21 protein-coding genes are annotated in these 18,722 nt (G+C 68.1%); 9 read left to right on the forward strand and 12 right to left on the reverse strand.

The features are described 5' to 3' along the window. Positions 1 to 225 precede the first annotated feature (225 nt). The 4 genes from trxB to ACQBAU_RS18620 all read left to right on the forward strand — a co-directional run bounded on the left by trxB (position 226) and on the right by ACQBAU_RS18620 (position 2,979). Entirely contained in the window at positions 226 to 1,245 is a 1,020-nt protein-coding gene (trxB, locus tag ACQBAU_RS18605) for a thioredoxin-disulfide reductase (protein ID WP_465256877.1), read from the forward strand. A gap of 68 nt (positions 1,246 to 1,313) precedes the next feature. Beyond that, positions 1,314 to 1,634 carry a thioredoxin gene (gene trxA / locus ACQBAU_RS18610; RefSeq protein ID WP_465256878.1) on the forward strand — a complete coding sequence of 107 codons (321 nt, stop codon included), beginning with the start codon at positions 1,314 to 1,316 and terminating at the stop codon, positions 1,632 to 1,634. A gap of 36 nt (positions 1,635 to 1,670) precedes the next feature. Beyond that, entirely contained in the window at positions 1,671 to 2,312 is a 642-nt protein-coding gene (locus tag ACQBAU_RS18615; protein ID WP_465256879.1) for a hypothetical protein, read from the forward strand. A 157-nt stretch (positions 2,313 to 2,469) separates the two neighbouring features. Then, on the forward strand, positions 2,470 to 2,979 hold the full coding sequence (locus ACQBAU_RS18620; RefSeq protein WP_465256880.1) for a ferritin: 510 nt from the start codon (positions 2,470 to 2,472) through the stop codon (positions 2,977 to 2,979). A gap of 66 nt (positions 2,980 to 3,045) precedes the next feature. On the opposite strand, the gene ACQBAU_RS18625 is transcribed toward ACQBAU_RS18620, so the two are convergent. Together ACQBAU_RS18625 and ACQBAU_RS18630 are read right to left on the reverse strand one after the other, a co-directional pair. Then, positions 3,046 to 3,645: a GNAT family N-acetyltransferase gene (locus ACQBAU_RS18625; RefSeq protein ID WP_465256881.1), complete on the reverse strand. Its 600-nt coding sequence runs from the start codon at positions 3,643 to 3,645 to the stop codon at positions 3,046 to 3,048. Between the two features lie 23 nt (positions 3,646 to 3,668). Further along, entirely contained in the window at positions 3,669 to 3,851 is a 183-nt protein-coding gene (locus ACQBAU_RS18630) for a hypothetical protein (protein ID WP_465256882.1), read from the reverse strand. Positions 3,852 to 3,957: 106 nt separating this feature from the next. On the opposite strand from ACQBAU_RS18630, the gene ACQBAU_RS18635 reads away from it, so the two are divergent. After that, entirely contained in the window at positions 3,958 to 4,758 is an 801-nt protein-coding gene (locus ACQBAU_RS18635) for an SURF1 family protein (protein ID WP_465256883.1), read from the forward strand. Beyond that, entirely contained in the window at positions 4,751 to 5,140 is a 390-nt protein-coding gene (locus tag ACQBAU_RS18640; RefSeq protein ID WP_465256884.1) for a DUF3817 domain-containing protein, read from the forward strand. Before ACQBAU_RS18635 ends, ACQBAU_RS18640 begins: the two co-directional genes overlap by 8 nt. A 4-nt stretch (positions 5,141 to 5,144) precedes the next feature. On the opposite strand, the gene ACQBAU_RS18645 is transcribed toward ACQBAU_RS18640, so the two are convergent. The 3 genes from ACQBAU_RS18645 to ACQBAU_RS18655 form a co-directional block, all read right to left on the reverse strand. Next, on the reverse strand, positions 5,145 to 6,119 hold the full coding sequence (locus tag ACQBAU_RS18645; RefSeq protein ID WP_465256885.1) for a ParB/RepB/Spo0J family partition protein: 975 nt from the start codon (positions 6,117 to 6,119) through the stop codon (positions 5,145 to 5,147). Beyond that, a complete protein-coding gene (locus tag ACQBAU_RS18650; RefSeq protein ID WP_465256886.1) occupies positions 6,116 to 7,222 on the reverse strand; it encodes a ParA family protein in 1,107 nt (368 codons plus the stop codon). Before ACQBAU_RS18650 ends, ACQBAU_RS18645 begins: the two co-directional genes overlap by 4 nt. Positions 7,223 to 7,366: 144 nt before the next feature. Further along, the gene (locus ACQBAU_RS18655; protein ID WP_465256887.1) at positions 7,367 to 8,332 is read right to left on the reverse strand and encodes an EamA family transporter; all 966 of its coding nucleotides are present in this window, start codon (positions 8,330 to 8,332) and stop codon (positions 7,367 to 7,369) included. Between the two features lie 102 nt (positions 8,333 to 8,434). Here ACQBAU_RS18655 and ACQBAU_RS18660 point away from each other — a divergent pair, with 102 nt between their 5' ends. The 3 genes from ACQBAU_RS18660 to ACQBAU_RS18670 all read left to right on the forward strand — a co-directional run bounded on the left by ACQBAU_RS18660 (position 8,435) and on the right by ACQBAU_RS18670 (position 13,700). After that, on the forward strand, positions 8,435 to 8,953 hold the full coding sequence (locus ACQBAU_RS18660) for a MarR family winged helix-turn-helix transcriptional regulator (RefSeq protein ID WP_465256888.1): 519 nt from the start codon (positions 8,435 to 8,437) through the stop codon (positions 8,951 to 8,953). Positions 8,954 to 9,157: 204 nt separating this feature from the next. Continuing rightward, complete coding sequence (locus tag ACQBAU_RS18665; protein WP_465259421.1) at positions 9,158 to 12,631, forward strand: heparinase II/III domain-containing protein; 3,474 nt, start codon at positions 9,158 to 9,160, stop codon at positions 12,629 to 12,631. Between the two features lie 40 nt (positions 12,632 to 12,671). Next, positions 12,672 to 13,700: a LacI family DNA-binding transcriptional regulator gene (locus tag ACQBAU_RS18670; RefSeq protein WP_465256890.1), complete on the forward strand. Its 1,029-nt coding sequence runs from the start codon at positions 12,672 to 12,674 to the stop codon at positions 13,698 to 13,700. A 59-nt stretch (positions 13,701 to 13,759) separates the two neighbouring features. On the opposite strand, the gene ACQBAU_RS18675 is transcribed toward ACQBAU_RS18670, so the two are convergent. From ACQBAU_RS18675 to rpmH, 7 genes are all read right to left on the reverse strand, one after another. Continuing rightward, a complete protein-coding gene (locus ACQBAU_RS18675) occupies positions 13,760 to 14,995 on the reverse strand; it encodes a polysaccharide pyruvyl transferase family protein (protein ID WP_465256891.1) in 1,236 nt (411 codons plus the stop codon). 96 nt (positions 14,996 to 15,091) lie between these two features. After that, positions 15,092 to 15,712: a 16S rRNA (guanine(527)-N(7))-methyltransferase RsmG gene (gene rsmG / locus ACQBAU_RS18680; RefSeq protein WP_465256913.1), complete on the reverse strand. Its 621-nt coding sequence runs from the start codon at positions 15,710 to 15,712 to the stop codon at positions 15,092 to 15,094. Further along, the gene (locus ACQBAU_RS18685) at positions 15,709 to 16,353 is read right to left on the reverse strand and encodes a Jag family protein (RefSeq protein WP_465256892.1); all 645 of its coding nucleotides are present in this window, start codon (positions 16,351 to 16,353) and stop codon (positions 15,709 to 15,711) included. Before ACQBAU_RS18685 ends, rsmG begins: the two co-directional genes overlap by 4 nt. Before the next feature lie 57 nt (positions 16,354 to 16,410). Continuing rightward, a complete protein-coding gene (gene yidC / locus ACQBAU_RS18690) occupies positions 16,411 to 17,499 on the reverse strand; it encodes a membrane protein insertase YidC (protein WP_465256914.1) in 1,089 nt (362 codons plus the stop codon). Positions 17,500 to 17,507: 8 nt separating this feature from the next. After that, the gene (gene yidD, locus ACQBAU_RS18695; protein WP_465256893.1) at positions 17,508 to 17,873 is read right to left on the reverse strand and encodes a membrane protein insertion efficiency factor YidD; all 366 of its coding nucleotides are present in this window, start codon (positions 17,871 to 17,873) and stop codon (positions 17,508 to 17,510) included. Continuing rightward, on the reverse strand, positions 17,870 to 18,220 hold the full coding sequence (gene rnpA / locus ACQBAU_RS18700; protein ID WP_434550888.1) for a ribonuclease P protein component: 351 nt from the start codon (positions 18,218 to 18,220) through the stop codon (positions 17,870 to 17,872). The genes yidD and rnpA overlap by 4 nt, the downstream gene beginning before the upstream one ends. Positions 18,221 to 18,235: 15 nt before the next feature. After that, positions 18,236 to 18,373 carry a 50S ribosomal protein L34 gene (gene rpmH, locus ACQBAU_RS18705; RefSeq protein WP_434550889.1) on the reverse strand — a complete coding sequence of 46 codons (138 nt, stop codon included), beginning with the start codon at positions 18,371 to 18,373 and terminating at the stop codon, positions 18,236 to 18,238. Positions 18,374 to 18,722 lie beyond the last annotated feature (349 nt).

An 18,722-nucleotide genomic window follows, 5' to 3' on the forward strand; every position in this document is an offset into this window, starting at 1 on the left:
GTGTCGGTGGTCTCGATCGTGTCGGTGGTCTCGATCGTGTCGGTGGTCTCGATCGTGTCGGTGGTCTCGGTCGTGTCAGCGATCGTCGTCAGGCTATCCATCGCCCGGGCGAGACCGTGGGACGGAACAAGCCCGACAACCCCGACGTTGTCACCGGAGACGGTTAGGGTCGCAGTTAGGCTGGGCCGGCGACACCATCGAGCACCCGTGAGGACGAACATTCAGATGACCACGACGACAGACCTCCCGGCGGACGGCGAGGTCCGCGACCTCATCATCATCGGCAGCGGTCCGGCGGGCTACACCGCGGCCATCTACGCCGCGCGGGCGGAGCTGAAGCCGCTGGTGTTCGAGGGTGAGATCGATTCCGGCGGTGCGTTGATGAACACCACCGACGTGGAGAACTTCCCCGGCTTCCCGACCGGGATCATGGGTCCGGAGCTGATGGCCAACCTGCGTGGCCAGGCGGAGCGCTTCGGTGCCGAGCTCAAGGCCGAGGACATCGTCGCCGCCGAGCTGACCGGCCCGGTGAAGACCGTCACCGATGCGTACGGCGAGAAGTACCACGCGCGCGCGGTGATCCTGGCGATGGGCTCGGGCTACCGGAAGCTGGGCATCGCCGACGAGGATCGGCTGTCCGGGCACGGCGTGTCGTGGTGTGCGACCTGTGACGGGTTCTTCTTCAAGGATCGTGACATCGCCGTCGTCGGAGGTGGCGACTCCGCGGTGGAGGAGGCCACCTTCTTGACCCGGTTCGCGAAGTCGGTGACCCTGGTGCATCGCCGCGACGAGCTGCGGGCGTCGAAGATCATGGCCGCCCGGGCGCACAAGGACCCGAAGATCACCTTCGCGTGGAACTCGGAGGTGTCGGCGCTGCACGGGGAGAACGCGTTGGAGGGTGCCACCCTGGTCGACACCCGGACCGGTGAGCAGCGGCAGATCGAGGTGGGCGGGCTGTTCATCGCCATCGGCCACGACCCGCGCTCGGAGCTGGTCCGGGGTCAGGTCGACCTCGACGAGAACGGGTACGTGTTGGTGGAGGGGCGCTCCACGCGGACGAACGTACCCGGCGTGTTCGCCTGTGGCGACCTGGTGGACCACACCTACCGGCAGGCGATCACCGCTGCCGGCACCGGCTGCCAGTCGGCCCTCGACGCCGAGAAGTTCCTCGCCGACCTGGCCGACCAGGACCAGCACGTCGCGGCGGCCGAGCCGGCCGGGGCGTCGGTTCCGGCCCCCGCGTGAGTGACGCGAATTTGTAGGTAGGTACCGAAGTTCAGAACCGACAGATCCGGAAAGAGAAGAGGACGAAGATGGCCGTGGTGGACGTGACCGACAGCGATTTCGAGCAGGTCGTGCTGAAGTCGGACAAGCCGGTGCTGGTGGACTACTGGGCCGACTGGTGCTCCCCGTGCAAGCAGATCTCGCCGATCATCGAAGAGCTCGCGCAGGAGTACGGAGACAAGGTCACCTTCGTCAAGCTCGACACCAACGAGAACCCGATCACCCCGGCCAACAACCATGTGATGGGGCTGCCGACGTTGCAGGTGTACGACCGCGGCGAGCTCGTGAAGGCCTTCCAGGGCGCCAAGTCGAAGTCTGCGCTGATCAAGGCCCTCGAGGAGTACCTCTGAGGGCTTTGCGAGGCTTCGTGACCCAGGGGTGAGCCCATGACCTTCGAGCCGCCACAGATTCCGGCTCCACCGACCCCTGGCGGGTCGGATCGCTCGCGGTCGGTGTCGGAGGCGGACCGGTCAGCCACCGGGGGCGAGGACGTCGTGGCGATCCGCGACAAACCTCGCACGCCGATTGCGCGGCGCCTGCTGCTCACGCTCACCGGCGTGCTGGTGGTCGTGGCCGTGATCGTGGCCGCGTTGGCGTGGGGGCCCGGGAGCCCGTTCGTCAATCCGCCGCCGGGGCAGTCACCGGGTAGCAGTGCGTCGACGTCGGAGGAGGTCGACCTGACGTTGCCGGAGCAGTTCTCGACCTTCACCCAGCAGACCCAGACGAGCCCGCCCCCGAGTCCGTCCGGTGGCGACGACCTGGCCACCGCGACCGCGATCTACACACAGAACGGCGAACCGTCGATCCTGCTCATCGTCGCCGGGCCGGTGACCGACATGGAAGCGTTCCTGCTGTCGCTGGGCGCGATGGACATCCAGACGGTGAACGACGGCTGGTGTGCGACGTACGAGGACGTGCCGCTGTGTGGGGTGATGCAGGGCAACACCGCGGTCGCGGTCAGCCCGATCGCGGGGCAGCAGGAGGAGACCCTGGTGCGGCTCGCCAAGGAGGCCGTCGCAGCGCGCTGAGGAGCGGGGGTCCGTCGGTCCGTGTCGGGGTCGCCTCGGGCTTGCGGATCTGCTCCAGGCTTGAGGTTTGCCTCACCTTTCTTTGGTGATACTCACCTTCATTTGGTGTTGCTAACCTTCAATGATTCCGTGCGGTGTTCGGATTACTGTGGTCGTCATGAAGCTCACAGAAGATTTGGAAAAGGCCTTCAACAACCAGATCACCCTGGAGTTCGAGGCGTCGATGGTCTATCGCCAGCTGGCGATCGAGATGGACACCCGCGACCTGCCGGGGATGGCGTCATGGCTGCGTCACCAGGCGGACGAGGAGATCGTTCACGCCAACAAGTTCATTGCGCACCTCGACAATCGAGGGAACCACCCGGTGATCGGCAACATCCCTGCTCCCACCGTGACGGCCGACTCGGCGCTCAGCGTGTTCCAGGCCGCGGCCGCACACGAGGAGCGCGTCTCCGAGGCGATCCGGGATCTGTACCGGACGTGCGAGGAGGCCGGTGACCTCGACGCGAGGCCGTTGCTCAACTGGTTCCTGGGCGAGCAGATCGAGGAGGAGGCCACGGTGACCGAGATCGTCGCCCGGATCGCGATGACCGGCAACGACGGTCCCGGTCTGCTTCGTCTCGACTCCGAGCTGGGGGCACGTCCGACGGGGACCACCGAGAACTGAGTCAGGTGGTGATCACCCGGCTGCTGTCCCGGGGATGGGTCGTCGGCCCTGGCACAGGTGGAGGACTCAGCCGTGCCAGGTTCCGGCTCCGGCACCGGCCGGCTCCGGATCGGAGTTGCGCGGCTGGCGACCAGCGGGCTCTGGCGGCGAGGCGGGCCGTACCAAATGAGTCAGCCGGTCGAAGGCGTGGCTGAACCGGGGCCAGCGCACGGTTCGACTGAGATCGAGTCGGAGTCGTGGGTGCAACGGATGGTTCCTGGTCACCTCGAAACCGGTGCGGCGCAGCCACGACACCGCAGGCACCGTACAGGTGCCCGGGCCGTACGAACCGATCACCTCGAGGGCAGGGACTCCGGCCCGGTGGGCCAGGGCAGCAGCACCCTGAACCAGCTGTCGGCCCATGCCGACCCGGCGGAACTCGGAGTCGACCCACACCTTGGCGACCACGGCCACGTCATCGCTGACCGGAGTGGTGGCGTACGGGCCGTCCTCGGGCGGGTCCGCGGCCGGTGCCAGGAGGAGGTAGCCACGTACCTCGTCCTGCTCGACGATCCTGACCCCGCACCAGCCCCACGTGTCGGAGGCGGAAGCAATCCACCGCGATCCGACGGGTGACGGGCAGTTGTTGCAGCATGGCGGCAGCTCGGCAACCTCGGTGGCAGACACCGGGCGGATCCGACTGCCCGTCCTCACGACGGTGTTCCGTCCGCTTCCACACTGTCGGTACGCAGCGACTCGGCGCTGGGACCCTGGCCGAACTGGACCCGTCTGGGACGCGCCAGCCCCAACACGAAACCGAGGCCCAGGGCGGCGGTCAGCGCCAGGACGAATCCCAGGACCTTGATCGTCCAAGGGGTGGACTGTGGCTGCATGGCACCATCGTAGGCCGCCGGGGGAACACCGGCGTCCGGCCCTGATCATGAATCGGCGACTCGCTCCGGTTGGCCCGCGGGTTGCGCTCGGTGGCAGAGTGGGAGGGTGACCATCGCGCCCGAAACCCACCGTCCGGTGGCTGGGGCGACGGTTCCGCCCGAACTGTGGCGGGTTCGGTTGAAGCAGGGGGTCGCACTGCTGGTCGGTCTGGTGGCGGCTGCAGCGATGATGATGCTCGGCATCTGGCAGCTCGAGGTCTACCAGGAGGCCGGTGACAGGGCCACCCAGGAGCGGATCGCGGCGCCTCCGATGGACCTTCGGACGGTGGCGCCTGCCGGTCAAGCGCCGAACAGCGCCTACGGACACACCGTGACATTTTCCGGTCATTACCTGCCCCAGACGCAGATCTTGGTGCCGGATGAGACTATTCCCGGCGAATACCGTGTCCTGATCGCATTTCAGCAGGATGATGGACCAGTTGTTCCCGTGGTCCGTGGCGTGTGGTCCGGAGCGCCCGAGAGCGTGCCCGAGGCGCCCACCGGAACCCTGGGCCAGCGCGGAGTGCTGATGCCCGCCGAGCCCAATGACAACCGGGTGCTGCCGCCCGGACAGCTGTCGACAGTGAATCTGTCCGCCTTGGCGCAGACCTGGCCGGCACCGATGGTCAGCGGGTTCGTGACCCTGTCGGAGCCCCTCGCACAGACGCAGGGGCTTGCGTACGAACTGCCCGAGATGCCGCGAGAAGGTGGCGAACTGCGCAACGGCGCCTATGCCGTGCAGTGGTGGCTGTTCGCGGCGTTCGCGGTCGCACTGGGCATCAAGATGGCCCGAGACTTCCACAAGGAGTACATGGCCGAGGTTGCTGCGGCCGTCACGGAGCAGGAGAGACAGGAATCCGATGAGTGACCAGACCGAGACCCCCACGCCGGAACACCAGCGAGGGGTCCGCGGGGCGTTGCTGCGCTACCGCGTGATGGCCTACCTGGTCGGCACGCTGCTGGTGGTGCTGGTGCTGGTCGGGCTGCCGCTGAAGTACATCTGGTTCGACGACACCGTCGTGCGATGGACTGGTGTCCCGCACGGCTGGCTCTACATGGTGCTGTTGATCACGGCCTACGACCTCGGCCGTCGCGTCAAGTGGTCGTGGAAGCGGATGATCCTGATCGGGCTCGCCGGCACCGTGCCGTTCCTGTCCTTCGTCGCCGAGCGGTCGGCGACCAAGGATGTCCAAGCGAAGTTGGCGGCCTGGGGCGATGCCCCGGAGCCGGCCGCGGACGCGGTCGGCTGACCCGTCACTGCTCGCGCGGTACCCCGCGGTCCATCAGGTCGAGGATGCGCTCCAGGTCGTCGCCGTCGGCGAACTGGATGGTGACCTTCCCGCCGCGCCGACCCATGTCGACCTTGACCCGCGTCTCGAAGCGGTCGGAGAGTACGTCTGCCACCTCGGTCGCACGCTGCGGTTGCTCGCGGGGCTGTCGTACGGCCGGGGCTTCGTCCGGTCCGGTCTCACCCATCGCGACGAGTTCCTCGACCGCCCGCACCGAGAGCCCCTCGGCGACGATCCGCTGGGCGAGCCGCTCCTGTGCCGGGGCGTCACCCAGGGCCACCAGCGCTCGTGCGTGCCCGGCGCTCAGCACGCCGGCGGCCACCCGGCGCTGCACGGCAGGTGGCAGCCGCAGCAGTCGCAGGCTGTTGGAGATCTGCGGACGCGAACGCTTCACCCGCTGCGACAACTCGTCCTGGGTGCACCCGAAGTCGTCCAACATCTGCTGGTACGCGGCCGCCTCCTCCAACGGGTTCAGCTGCGCCCGGTGCAGGTTCTCCAGCAGGGCATCACGCAGCAGGTCGTGATCCTCCGTCCGCCGGATGATCGCGGGAACGGCAGCCAGCCCGGCGGCCTGCGCCGCGCGCCAGCGACGCTCTCCCATGACGAGTTCGTACGCATCAGGCCCGGTCCGGCGGACCACGATCGGCTGCAGCACGCCGATCTCTGAGATGGACTCGACGAGCTCATTGAGTGCGTCCTCGTCGAAGACGGTCCGCGGCTGCCGGGGGTTCGGCGAGATCTGGTCGGCCGGGATCTCGGCGAAGCTCGAACCGGCCGGGATCGGATGCGCCTCGACCGCCGGTGAGCTCGGACTGGTTGCCACGTGGTCAACGATGTGGCTGCCCTGGCGCGGGACAGCCGGCCTCGGCTCGCCGTCGGTGCGCTGGAACAGTTCGCCCAGCCCTCGACCCAGTCCGTTGCGGCGCGGTGGCACGGTCATGCGGTTACTCCTCGTTGCGCGATCTCGGCGGCGGCGTCCACGTAGCACTGGGCGCCGATCGAATCGGGGTGGTAGGTCAGGACGGTCTGGCCGTAGCTCGGCGCCTCGCTGATGCGGACCGAGCGCGGGATGACCGTACGGAGGGTCTGGTCGGCGAAGTGCCGTCGCACTTCGTCGGCGACCTGTGCGGCAAGTCTGGTGCGGGCATCGAACATGGTGAGCAGGACGGTGCTGAGTTGCAGCTCGTCGTTCAGCTCGCCCTTCACCAGGTCGATCGTGTTCATCAGTTGCGAGACGCCCTCCAGCGCGTAGTACTCACACTGGATCGGGATCAGGATCTCCGTGGCGGCCACGAGGGCGTTGACGGTGAGCAGTCCCAGCGACGGTGGGCAGTCAAGGAAGATGTAGTCGACGTCCTCCTCACGCAGGTAGGCGCGGATCGCCTTGGCCAGCCGGGATTCGCGGGCCACCATCGACACCAGCTCGATCTCGGCGCCGGCCAGATTGATCGACGCGGGCAGCACCCGCAAGGTCTCCGCCTCGGGCGACGGCGTCGCCAGGTCGGCGATGCGGGCACCATCGAGCAGCGCTTCGTACGTCCCCGGCACGTCCGGATCGTGCGGGACACCCAGGGCGGTCGACGCGTTGCCCTGTGGATCGAGGTCGATCAGCAGTACGCGGAGGCCTCCGAGCGCCAGCGCCGTGGCAATGTTCACGGCGGTCGTGGTCTTGCCGACGCCACCCTTCTGGTTGGCGACGACCATGATCCGCGGCTCGGTCGGACGGGGCAGTACGTCGTAGCTGTCCGCCGTTTCACGTGAAACATCGCGCTGCACGGTCGCCGCCAGGGCCGGGTCGGGCGCGACATCACTCGGGCCGGCCACCGCCGTTTCACGTGAAACATCACCATCACCCTCACGCGCACCCTGATCCTGCTGTAGGGCATCCACCGCGGGCTCGGTTACACGTGAAACATCGGCCTCGTCCTGGTGAGCCTCGCTGACCAACGCCCATTCCGTACCAATCGGGGCAACCGGGGCAACCGGGGCTGGGCCCGGCTCGACCTTGCCCTTCTTGTCCTTCCGCTTCTTCTTCTTCGCCATGTCCTCTTCCAGTGACCCCTCGACTCCCGATCCGGGATGCGGCCATCCCACGTCGTCGGCGAATCGGCGCTGGTGCGGCCAGCCAAGCGACAGCAAGTCATCCACAGTAGAGGCCTTCGATGGTCGGTGCTGAGCGAGTCCAACCTATCGGAGGCGAGCGGACCAGGCACCTCGACAAGCCCGACCTGTGGAGGGCCGTCGGGCGCACGCCCTGGCCAGCTTCGGCTGTCGGCTCCGACGCATCGTCCATGGGCCGGGGCGCCACTGCGAAGCAATCACGGCGACCAGCGTCAGACTGAAGCCAACTCCCTGCACCAGCGTCAGTGACTGACCGAGTACGAGCCAGCCCAGTAGCGTGGCGACCACGGGGGACAACAGGGTCAAGAAGGCGACGGCGGTGACCGGGAGAAGGCCGACAGCTCGAAACCACACCGTGTAGGCGAGCAGGGTGCCGACCAGTCCCAGCCAGAGGTACCCGGCCACGGCGGATGGCGTCATCATCGGCGGCGGCCCCTCGATGAGCAGCGCCAAGGGAGTCAGGAACAGGCCACCGGCGGTCACCTGCCAGCCGGCGAACGGCAGCGCTCCGACGGGGTTGCCCCACCGACGGGTGAGCACCAGGCCGGCACTCATTGCCAGTACGCCGGCAACGCCGGCAGCCACGCCCCACGCGTCCAGCCGCGCACCCGGGCCCAACACCATGAGGGCGACACCCACCACCCCGGCCATCCCCCAACCCACGCGCCACCGGGTCGGTTGCTCCCGCAACGCCAGCTTGGCCAGCACCAGGACCGCCAGGGGTGAGACCGCACTCAGGGTCGCCGCAACCCCACCCGGCAAGCGGTAGGCCGCCACGAAGAGCAGCGCGAAGAAGGCTCCAATGTTGAGCACCCCGAGCACGGCGGCGCGCCACCACCAGTGGCCTTTCGGCAGGCGGCGGGTGATCGCCAACACCAGCAGGCCGGCCGGCAACGCCCGGAGCGTGGCGGACCACAGTGGTCGATCGGCCGGCAGCCATTCGCTCGTGACGAGGTAGGTGGTGCCCCAGCTGATCGGTGCCACGGCGGTCACCACGACGAGCAACCAGGCGGGCCAACCGGAGCGGGTCATGAGCTATTCCTTAACGTTGAACTGTTCAACGCTTCTACCGTAGCCCATGGTAATCTCCCCGTCAAACAGTTCAACGTCAAGGAATCCACGTGAGGAGCCGCCATGGGTGATCGACTGGACGTCATCCTCGAGCAGTGGGCCGCCGCCCGGCCCGACCTCGACACCGCACCCATGGGAGTGATCGGTCGCATCTCACGGGCCTCGATCCTGCTCGCCCAGCGTCTCGACACCGTGTTCGCCGAACACAACCTGCAACGCGGCGAGTTCGACATCCTCGCGACACTGCGTCGCGCGGCGGGACCGAACGGGATGACCGCCGGCGCCCTGGCATCCGTGTCGATGGTCACCTCGGGAGCCATCACCAATCGCGTGGATCACCTTGTGGCCAAGGGATTGGTGACCAGGGACCTCGATCCCGCCAACCGCCGGTCGACCCTCATCGCCCTCACCCCGAGCGGACACCAACTGATCGATTCGATCCTGCCGCACCACGTGGCGAACGAGGTCGACATCCTCAGCGCCCTCAGCCCGAAGCAACAGGCAAAGCTCGCCGACCTGTTGCGCCGACTGCTGATCGGACTCGACGACACCTCCGAGGCCGAACAGCTCTCCACCTCTTGATTCTCCGCGTAATCATCCCTTAGCGTGGTGCTCGCGCAGTGCAGCGTCGATGCTGCACCCCTCACAGGAGCAGCCACCATGCCCGGAACTGATCACACCCCCAGCCCCACTCCGTCCAGCCTTCCGGCGTTCAGTCGCCGTCGCCTGCTCGGGGGCCTGACGGCCGCCGGCGCCCTCGGATTCGCAGCGACCGCACTACCTTGGGTGCCGAGGCCGCCGAAGGCCCATGCGGCCCCCGGCGTTCCGGTGAAGCGGCGCTCGACGTACTACACCAGCGAGCGGGTGACAGCTGCCCGCCACAACGTCGCGACGTACGACTGGGCGGCCACCCTGCGCGACGAGGCGGTGGCCGGCGCCGACACAGCCCTGCAGATCTCGGACGAGCAGGCGTGGCACCAGATTCCGGCCCAGTCCATCCCTCGCAGCATCACCGCCACCCTCGACCGGACGATCGGCTCGCCGATCACCGGCGACGAGATCTACGACTTCGGCATCTACCCGTGGCTGGCCGAGCCGTACACCAAGCCGTGGAAGCTGACCGACCCCAGCAGCGACTACGTCTTCCCCACCAACGACTTCGCGGCCTTCTACGCCAGTGGCCTCAACAGCGCCGGCGAGTTCGACCGGTCATTGGCCGACGAATCCCTGTTGGTGAACGAGCTCTACCCCGACCGCGGTCCCACCTGGGGCGTCGACGACGGGTACGGCTGGATCGACGAGAACGGGATCAAGTGGGCCTTCGTTGCCTACTACGCGCACTGGTTCACCTGGTACAAGGACACCGCCGTCGTCCACCAGGCGGTCAACTTCCTGCGCGACGCCTTCGTCTACACCGGCAACCTCAACTACGCCCGCCGCGGGTTGATCATGCTCGACCGGGTCGCCGACCTGTACCCGGAGTTGAGCACCTCGGAGTACCCGATGGCCGACGGCTACTTCAACGCCGACGGCCACACCAACCTCGGCAAGGCGGTCGGATGTGAGTGGGAACCCTACCTGGTAAGGGATCTGACGCTCGCGTACGACGCCTTCCTGCCGGCCATCATCGACGCCGACCACGCCGGCGTGCTGCCAGTGCTCGCCTCGCTCGCCGAGCAGTACCCCGACCTCGCGCCCAAGGACACCATCGAGTCGGTCCGCGCCAACATCGAACAGAACCTGCTGCGCGAGATCGTGCCGGCGGTCAAGGAGGCCCGCATCCGCTCCAACTTCCCGCTGCACCAGGCTGCGGTGGCCGCGGCCGCAGTGGTCCTTGATCATCCGGCGGAGTCGAACGAGTGGCTCGACTTCCTGTACGCCAGTGGCGGCTTCCAGTACAACCCGTACCGGGTCGACGGCGGTGACGTGTACAACCGTCTGGTCGGGCTGGTCGACCGGGACGGGTTCCTGGACGAGTCCTCGCCGGCGTACAACGTGATGGGCTTGGGCAACTTCGACGTGCTGGCCGACCTGTTGCAGGGCTACGACAGCCACCCGGCAGAGAGTCTGTACGAGCACCCCAAGCTCCGCAAGATGTTCGAGCAGCGCTACTCGCTGGCGATGCTCAACGCCTACCAGCCCCACATCGGTGACAGCCAGTTCACCGGCAACCCGTCGCTGGAGTTCTCCAACACCGCCCAAGCGCTCACCAAGGCGTTCGAGCTGTACGGCAAGAAGGAGTACGCCCAGACCGCGGTCATCCAGAACGGCGGCACCGTCGACGGGCTGTACAGCAACGTCTTCGCCACCGACGTCGAGGGCACCCAGCAGCGGGTGCAGGAGATCCTCGACAGCGAGGGCACCCTCCACCTCCCGGCCATCAACCTGACCGGTTACGGCATCGCCGCCCTCCGTGCCGGCGTCGGCGACCGGATGCGTGCCGCCTGGATGTACTACGGGCGCAGTCTCAAGCACGGCCACAAGGACTCGCTCAACCTGGGCTACTTCGGCCACGGCATCAACTTCACGCCCGACCTGGGCCACGCCGCGTTCGGCGGCAAGGACCGGCGTCGCCAGGAGTTCACCATCAACACCGTCGCCCACAACACCGTGGTGGTGAACGCCGGTCCCCAGGTGCGCAAGTGGGATGCCACGCCATTGGGCTTCGCCGTCACCGACCGCGTGCACTTCGCCGAGGTCTCCTCACCCAACGCCTACCCCGACGACGTGTCGGTGTACCGCCGAGCCATCGCCACCGTCGCGATCGACGAGGACGACGCGTACCTCGTCGACGTGTTCCGCGTGGTCGGCGGCACCCAGCACCACTACTCCTTCCACGGCGCCGAGGGCACCGTCTCAGGCGTCGACCTCAACCTCGTACCGCAGGACGGTGGCACCTACGCCGGCGCCGACGTGGAGGTCCCCGACGGGTCGCTCGCCGCGGACCCGGACGCCTCCGGCTTCGCCTGGTTGATCAACGTCGAACGCGACGAGGCGCCGCCGCGGCAGTTCGGGCTCGACTGGGACATCGTCGACACCTGGGACGTCCATCCCGACCCGGATCCGGACCTCCACATGCGCCTCACCATGCTCACCGAGGTGGATGACATCGCCCTGGCCGACGGCATCCCGGCCCAGAACCGGCCGGGCAACCCGGAGACGCTGCGCTACCTGATAGCCGCTCGCCGCTCCGATGGTGAGTACCGATACATCGAGGAGGACGACCCGGCCGTCAGCTTCACCGGCACGTGGGTGCGCTACACCGGGTCCCAACCCCACGGCGGTGCCCACCGGTTGTCCCACCCCAACACCCCCGACGCGTCGGTGACCGTCACCTGGACCGGCGGCCGGGCGCAGCTGCTCGGCTCGTCCGGACACTCCGGGCAGGTCCACGGGCTCGCCCGCGCCGTCCTCGACGGCGAGGACCTCGGCATCGTCAGCTTCTCCCGGCCCAGTCAGGTGTACCAGCACGTCATGTTCGACACCGGCGAGATCCCCGATGGTGACCACACCCTCACCCTCACCGCCACCGGTGAGAAGGGGGAGCACGCGCGACCGCAGGACGTGGGGATCCGGATCAGCTTCGACGCCCTGGTCATCCCACCGCCAGAACTGCGCAGCCAGTTCGTGTCGGTGATCGAGCCATACCTGGCGAATCCGAAGATCGCCGCCGTCGAGCGGGTCGCGGTACGGCCGATGGGCGGTGCCCTCGCCGAGCACGAGGCGGCAGCGGTGAAGGTGACCCTCGCATCCGGCCGGACCGACTACGTTGTCAGCTGCACCAGGCCCGACGTCCCACTCCGGGTCGACAACACGATCATGTGCACCGGCCGGTTCGCGGTCGTGTCGTACGACGGCGCGCCGACGGGGAGGCCTTCGTACACGATGCTGCACGACGGGGACCGGGTGACACCGAGCGTCGGCGGTCGGGTCACCGCACCGGCCGGCACCGGCACGATCGTCGACTTCACCCGGACCATGGAGATCGAGAACTCGATCACCGTTCGGTTCGCCGGCGCTTCACCAGACCTCGGCGACATCACCGGCCAGTACGTCTACGTCGAGAATGATGGCGTCCGCAACGCCACCTACCTGATCCACGACGCCACTCCACTGTCCGACACCGACGTCCGGCTCGACATCGGGGACGCCACCCTGATCCGCAGCTACGTCGACGAGGACGACTTCGAGGCCGGGTACGTCTACGACATCGCCGAGGGGGCGGCCTTCCGGATTCCCACGACCGTCGAGCGGGGGTGACGGCCTACCGCGACGACAGCGGGCGGCTAAAGTTTCGGCCATGGTCACCCGCAAGGACGTCGCCGCACTCGCCGGCGTCTCCACCGCAGTCGTCTCGGCGGCCATCTCGGGCAGCAACTCGGTACGGATGAGCGCGGCCACCCGGGAGCGCGTGATGGCAGCGATCGAGGCCACCGGGTACCGGGTCAACCATGCTGGACGGGCGCTGGCCTCCAAGCGGTCCGGCATCGTGGCGGCGGTCGTCCCCAAGATCAGCAACCCGGTGTTCGACCTGGCCCTGCAAGGCGTCCAGGACGCCGCGGACGAGTCGTCCGACATCGTGCTGGTCTCCGATGCCGCCCGGCTGTTCACCGGCAGCAACATGCTCGACCGGATCGTCGGCACCGGAGTCGCGGACGGCTTCATCGTGCGGGGCACGATGATCGGGGACGAGCCGATCGACAAGATCATCGCCCGCGGCGTGCCGTGCGTCGTGCTCAACGGCCCGACCGATCATGATCATGTCAACGTGTGGGTCGACGACCACGCCGGCATCCGCGCCGCAACGGATCACCTGCTGGCGTTGGGACATCGGCGGATCGTCCTGGTCGGTGGGCCGGTCGAGGAGTCCGCCGCCAAGGACACCCGCCGCCACGGGTTCCTCGAGGCGTTCCGCGCACATCGGGCCGAACCCCCCGTCGACTGCTTCCACTCCGTGGGGTACGAACCGGAGGAGATCCAACGCACGGTCACCGAGCTGTTGTCACGCCCCGACGCCCCGACCGGGATCATCGTCGACAACGTGACCGCCTCGATCGGAGCCCTCGCCGCGGCCGCCGATCTGGGTGTGCTCGTGCCGGACGACCTGTCCGTGATCGGCTATCACGACATCTCGCTGGCGGCCCTCATCCGACCCGCGATCACCACGATTCGCATGCCCGTCAGGGAATCCGGACGCCAAGCCTACCGAACCCTCGCCCAGATGATCATGGGCGAGGGTCCGGGGGAGACGCAGTTGATCAATGACCCGCCACCCGAGCTGGTGGTCCGGGCATCGACGGGTCCGGTCAGGCCTGCCACCACGCGGTGAGCGGGATCCGGGCCTCCCGCGGACGGCCAGGTCGTGGCCGTGGCCCGCGTCCGGCTCGATCACCGACCCGTGATGGATTCCATGACCTCTGTGACCATCCGCTGCAGTTCGGCCCGGCCCTGGGTGCGTGCTCCGGCCACGGCGGCACGCGCACCGTCCGGGTCCGCGACGATCGCCGCCAACGCCGTACGGATGGTCCGGCTCGGGTCCGGCTCGATCTCGAGGGCCGGCCCGACGCCGAGGTCGGCGAACATCTGTCCCTTCACCGTCTCGGTCGGCAGCCGCAGGTAGCGCGTCGGTGTGCCGACCGCGGTCGCGAGCAACGGACTGTGACCGTCCATGCTGACCACGGCGGCCGCCCGGGCGTACACCGCGGAGGCCTCGGCCAGGGACCAGAAACGGGGGAGGACGTGCACCTTCGGTGCCACGTCGGCCGGCCAGTCCGTCATGCGCTCGGCGGCGAGCTCGACGACGTAGGCCATCTCCGGCACGACCAGCACGTCCCGCCCGGTGTCGCGCACCCAGTCGATGACCACCTGCCGCAGCACGGCCAGGTCGGCGTCGGTGTGGCCGGCGTTGAACGCCTCCTTGCGCACCTGGTCCGGGGTCGGCGGCGTACCGAACATCGTGTGGTACGGCGCGAACCGCACCCGCGGTACGACGCACAGGAACTCGCCGGGGACCAGTCCGTACTCCCCGATGATCTGCTCGGCACCGGCCTCGTCGCCCACCTCATAGGCCAGCGTCGCGTCCGGTCCGAAGCTCAACCGATCGGCCCCGATGTCCTGCCCCTGCAGGAAACGCAACGACAGCGAGTCGCGGCAGTGCACGAACGAGGCCCCGTCGAGGATCTCCCGGTGCTCGGGCGCCAGCAGGTCGCCGTCGATGGCATCGACCATGGTGACCGCCTGGTCGAGGGTCATGTGGAACGGCGCGATCGGATCGAAGGTCACACCGAACAGGCCGTACGGCTTCGACGTCCGCCGTCGCCACGAGGCGAACTCGCGGTCGGCCACGAAGAAGGGCGCCGAGCCGTGCACCAGCACGTCACAGGAGTCGATCAGGTCGTCGGGCAGGTCTGCCGACGGCCCACCGTCGATGACCGTCACGTTGTCGAAGTGCCCGGTGAGCAGCTCCCGCTCCCGGTCGCCCAGCCGCCAGGCCCACAGCACGACCTCGGCCTCGGGGGCGAACTCGGCGAAGGCGGCCAACGCCCCGGGGGTGTGGGCGACGTCGCCGATGTTCACCGTCTGCCACGACGAGACGAGCAGGACGCGGGGTGCAGCACTGGTCACGCAAGGAACCCTGACACGGATTACCCGCGTAATCAAGACCGGGGTCAGGACGGGCGGATCAGGAGCGGTCAGCAGGAGGCGATCAGGATCGCTCGGTCACGTGGTGACCAACCTGACGGCGTACGTGGGCTCGAGGTCGGGGTCGGCGGTGACCGTGAGCACGTCCGCGGCCAGGCCCAGCTTCCGCAGGGTGGCTTCGTGGCTCGACACCTCGTCGGCCGCCGATCGGCCCTTGATCGCCAGCACCATGCCATCGGCGGCGACCAGCGGCCGACACCAACCGGCCAGCCGGTCCAGCGGTGCCAGCGCTCGCGACACCACCACGTCGAACCGCTCGTCCAGTTCCTCGGCGCGGGCCCGCACCACCCGTATCCGATCATCGAGACCCACCTCGGCCACGGTCTCGGTGAGGAAGGTCGACCGACGCAGCAACGGCTCGACCAAGGTCACCGTCAGGTCCGACCGCAGGATCGCCAGCGGGATCCCGGGCAGTCCGGCACCACTGCCGATGTCGGCGACCGAGGCACCCTCGGGCAGCAGCCCGGCGACGGCGACGCTGTTGAGGACGTGCCGGTCCCACACCCGCTCGGCCTCCCGCGGACCGAGCAGTCCGCGCTCGATCCCGACGGTGGCGAGCCGATCGGCGTACGCCTGCGCCTGCGGCAGCCGATCACCGAAGACGCGCCGGCCGATGTCCCCGGGCTCGGTGCCGGTCAGGCCGGCATCACCACGACGCGACGCTTGGGCTCCTCGCCCTCGGACTCACTCTTCAGCCCGGCCTCGGCCACCGCGTCGTGCACGATCTTGCGCTCGAACGGGTTCATCGGCGCCAGCCGCTGTGCCTCACCGCTGTCCTTGACCTCCTGGACGGCGTCGGCCGCGAGCACCCGCAGCTCCTTGCGCCGCTTCTCCCGGAAACCGGCGACGTCGAGCATCAGCCGGGTGCGGTTGTCTGTCTCGGCCATCACGGCCAGCCGCACCAGCTCCTGCAGCGCCTCCAGCACCTCGCCGTTCGGGCCGACCAGCACCTGCGAATCGGTCACGATCGACACCTGCGCCCGACCGTTCTCGCTGTAGGTGTCGATGTCGCCGTCCAGGTCGGCGATGTCGAGCAGCTCCTCGAGGTAGTCGGCCGCGACCTCCGCCTCGGCCTCCAACGGGTCAGCCGACCGCTCGTCGGAGGTGTCGTCGTTGGAGTCGTCGTCGCTGTCGTTGGAGCTGGCGTCGTTGGAGTTGGCCGCGTCGGTGGCTTCCGGAGTCGCGGTGCTGGTTGTCGTGGTGCTCGCGGTCTCGGTGCTCGCGGTGGCAGTGCTCTCGTCGTCCGTCGTTGCAGCGGTCGTCGTGGGGTTCTCGGTCATGGGGTTCTCCTGGCACGGAATGGGTTGGCCGGGGCGAGGTGAGGCGCCCCGGAGGTCTCAGTTGCGGGCTTTGGGCCTCGAACGCTGCGAGCGGGTCTGCCGACGCGGCTGTTGGCGCTGGATGGTCGGGGTGGCTGCGCCCGGTGCGGACCCGTTGGCCCCGTCCGAGGACCCGTCGTCCTTGGCGTCCTTGGCTCCGCCACCCGCCTTGGCGGCGCGATCGGCGGCGGCCTTCTCCTTCGCCTCCCGCTCGAGCTTCTTCGGGTCGCGACCCTTGGCCCGCTGCTTGGCCTCCCACACCTCGTACGCCGGGGTGCCGGGAGTCGGGTTGCGGCGGATGATGTAGAACTGCTGGCCCATCGTCCACACGTTCGAGGTCAACCAGTAGATCAGCACGCCGATCGGGAAGTTCACGCCACCGACGGCGAAAACGATCGGGAACAGGTACATCATCATCTTCTGCTGCTGCGCCATCGGGCCGGTCAGGGCCTCGGGCGGCATGTTCTTCCGCATCAACTGCATCTGCGTGTAGAACATCGACAGCGACATCAAGATGATCAGGATCACCGTCAGCACGGTGACCCCGGAGAACCCGGTGAACGGCAGGAACTTGTCGGAGATCCGCGCCTCGAGGAAGGTGCCGTCGAAGATGGTCGCCTGCTGCAGGGACTCTGCCAGCTCGGGCCGGTCCTCCAGCCACTTGCCGGCGGCCCGGCCGTTCGCGGCGTGGTCGATCACCTGGAACAGCGTGATGAAGATCGGCATCTGCAGCAGCAGCGGCAGGCACGACGCCATCGGGTTCGCGTTGTTCTCGCGGTAGAGCTTGAGCGTCTCCTGGCCGAGCTTCTCCCGGTCGTGGGCGTACTTCTTCTGCAGCTCCCGCACCTTGGGCTGGATCCGCTGCATGTTCCGCGAGGACTGGATCTGCTTCACGAACAACGGGATCAGCAGTGCCCGGATGACGACGGTCAGCGACACGATCGACAGCGACCAGGTCCAGCCGCTGTCGGTCCCGAAGACCGGCGTCCACAGCTCGTGGAACAGCACCAGCAGCCCGGACACGGCCCAGTAGAGCGGCCACATCACGGTCTCGAAGAAGCCCACGATGCTGTCCCAGATCGCCATCGGCACCATCATCGGGAGCATCGTCATCATCACGTCCATCGTCCTTGCTCCACCTTGGTCCCGGCCGTCTCGCCGTCGGTCTGGTTCAGCTCGAGGTCCTGCTCGAGGTCCTGCTTGCGGTCATGGTCATGCTCGTGCCCGTGCTCGGCGGCCTGTTCGGCCGCCCACTCCGCCGCCTCGGGCGTGCCGGGCACCGGATCGTAGCCACCCCTGGCCCACGGGTGACAGCGGACCAGCCGACGCATCGTCAGCCAGGTCCCACGCAGCGCCCCGTGATGTTCCACGGCCCGCAGCGAGTAGGCCGAACAGGTGGGCCAGTAACGGCAGACGTCGCCGTACAACGGACTGATGACGGCCCGGTAGGCCTTCAACAGTGCAATGAGAACGTACTTCACGACGCCAACCGCCGCAGACAGGTGCGCCAGGCACTGGTGAAGTCGTCGGCCAGGTTCTGCGTGGCGGCCGGCGGCAGCGCGCGGACCACCCAGTCGGTGCCGGCGGGGGTGTCGGCCAACCGGGCGATCACCAGGTGCCGCAACCGGCGCTTCACACGATTGCGGGTGACGGCGTTGCCGACGGCCTTGGACACCACGAAACCCACCCGCGGTGGGGTGGGGTCTGGAGTGGTGCCGCCACGCGGTGCGGCGTGGACGACCATGGTGGGACGGCCGGCTCGCACCCCGCGACGGATGACGTGGCGGAACTCGTCCGGCCGTCGCATCCGGTGCGCCTGGGTCAACACGCCGGCACGACCTGCTCAGCCGGAGAGTTCGGAACGGCCCTTGCGCCGACGGGCGGACAGGATGCTGCGCCCCGCCCGGGTCCGCATCCGGGCGCGGAACCCATGGGTACGGCTACGCCGCCGGTTGCTGGGCTGGAACGTACGCTTGCTCACTGGTTGACTCCCGATCTCGATGGGCCATCAGAACGCCACGTGGTGCAAGACCGATGGGCGCAACGAAAGAGGCGCTGCGTGGTGCAGCGACCTGTCAACGGTACGCAACCAAGCGCGGCCGGTCAAACCACGGCCCGACCCAGTGCTGCGTCGTGATGCGACTGTCCACACGACACGCCGGGACAGCACACATTCGTCGTTCCCACAAGGTTGCGTGGTCGTGCGACCCCCCAGTAACCTCAGCCGACATCACGGTGTCAAAGCCCCTGTGCTCAAGGTTCCCCGGGTTCCCCTCGTTGCCCACCCGACGTAGCCTCCACACGGAGCTTGTCCATGCCCACAGGCTGTG

It is taken from the genome of Carbonicoccus niuqiaonis, from assembly GCF_050157065.1.
Classification (GTDB): domain Bacteria; phylum Actinomycetota; class Actinomycetes; order Propionibacteriales; family Propionibacteriaceae; genus Avipropionibacterium.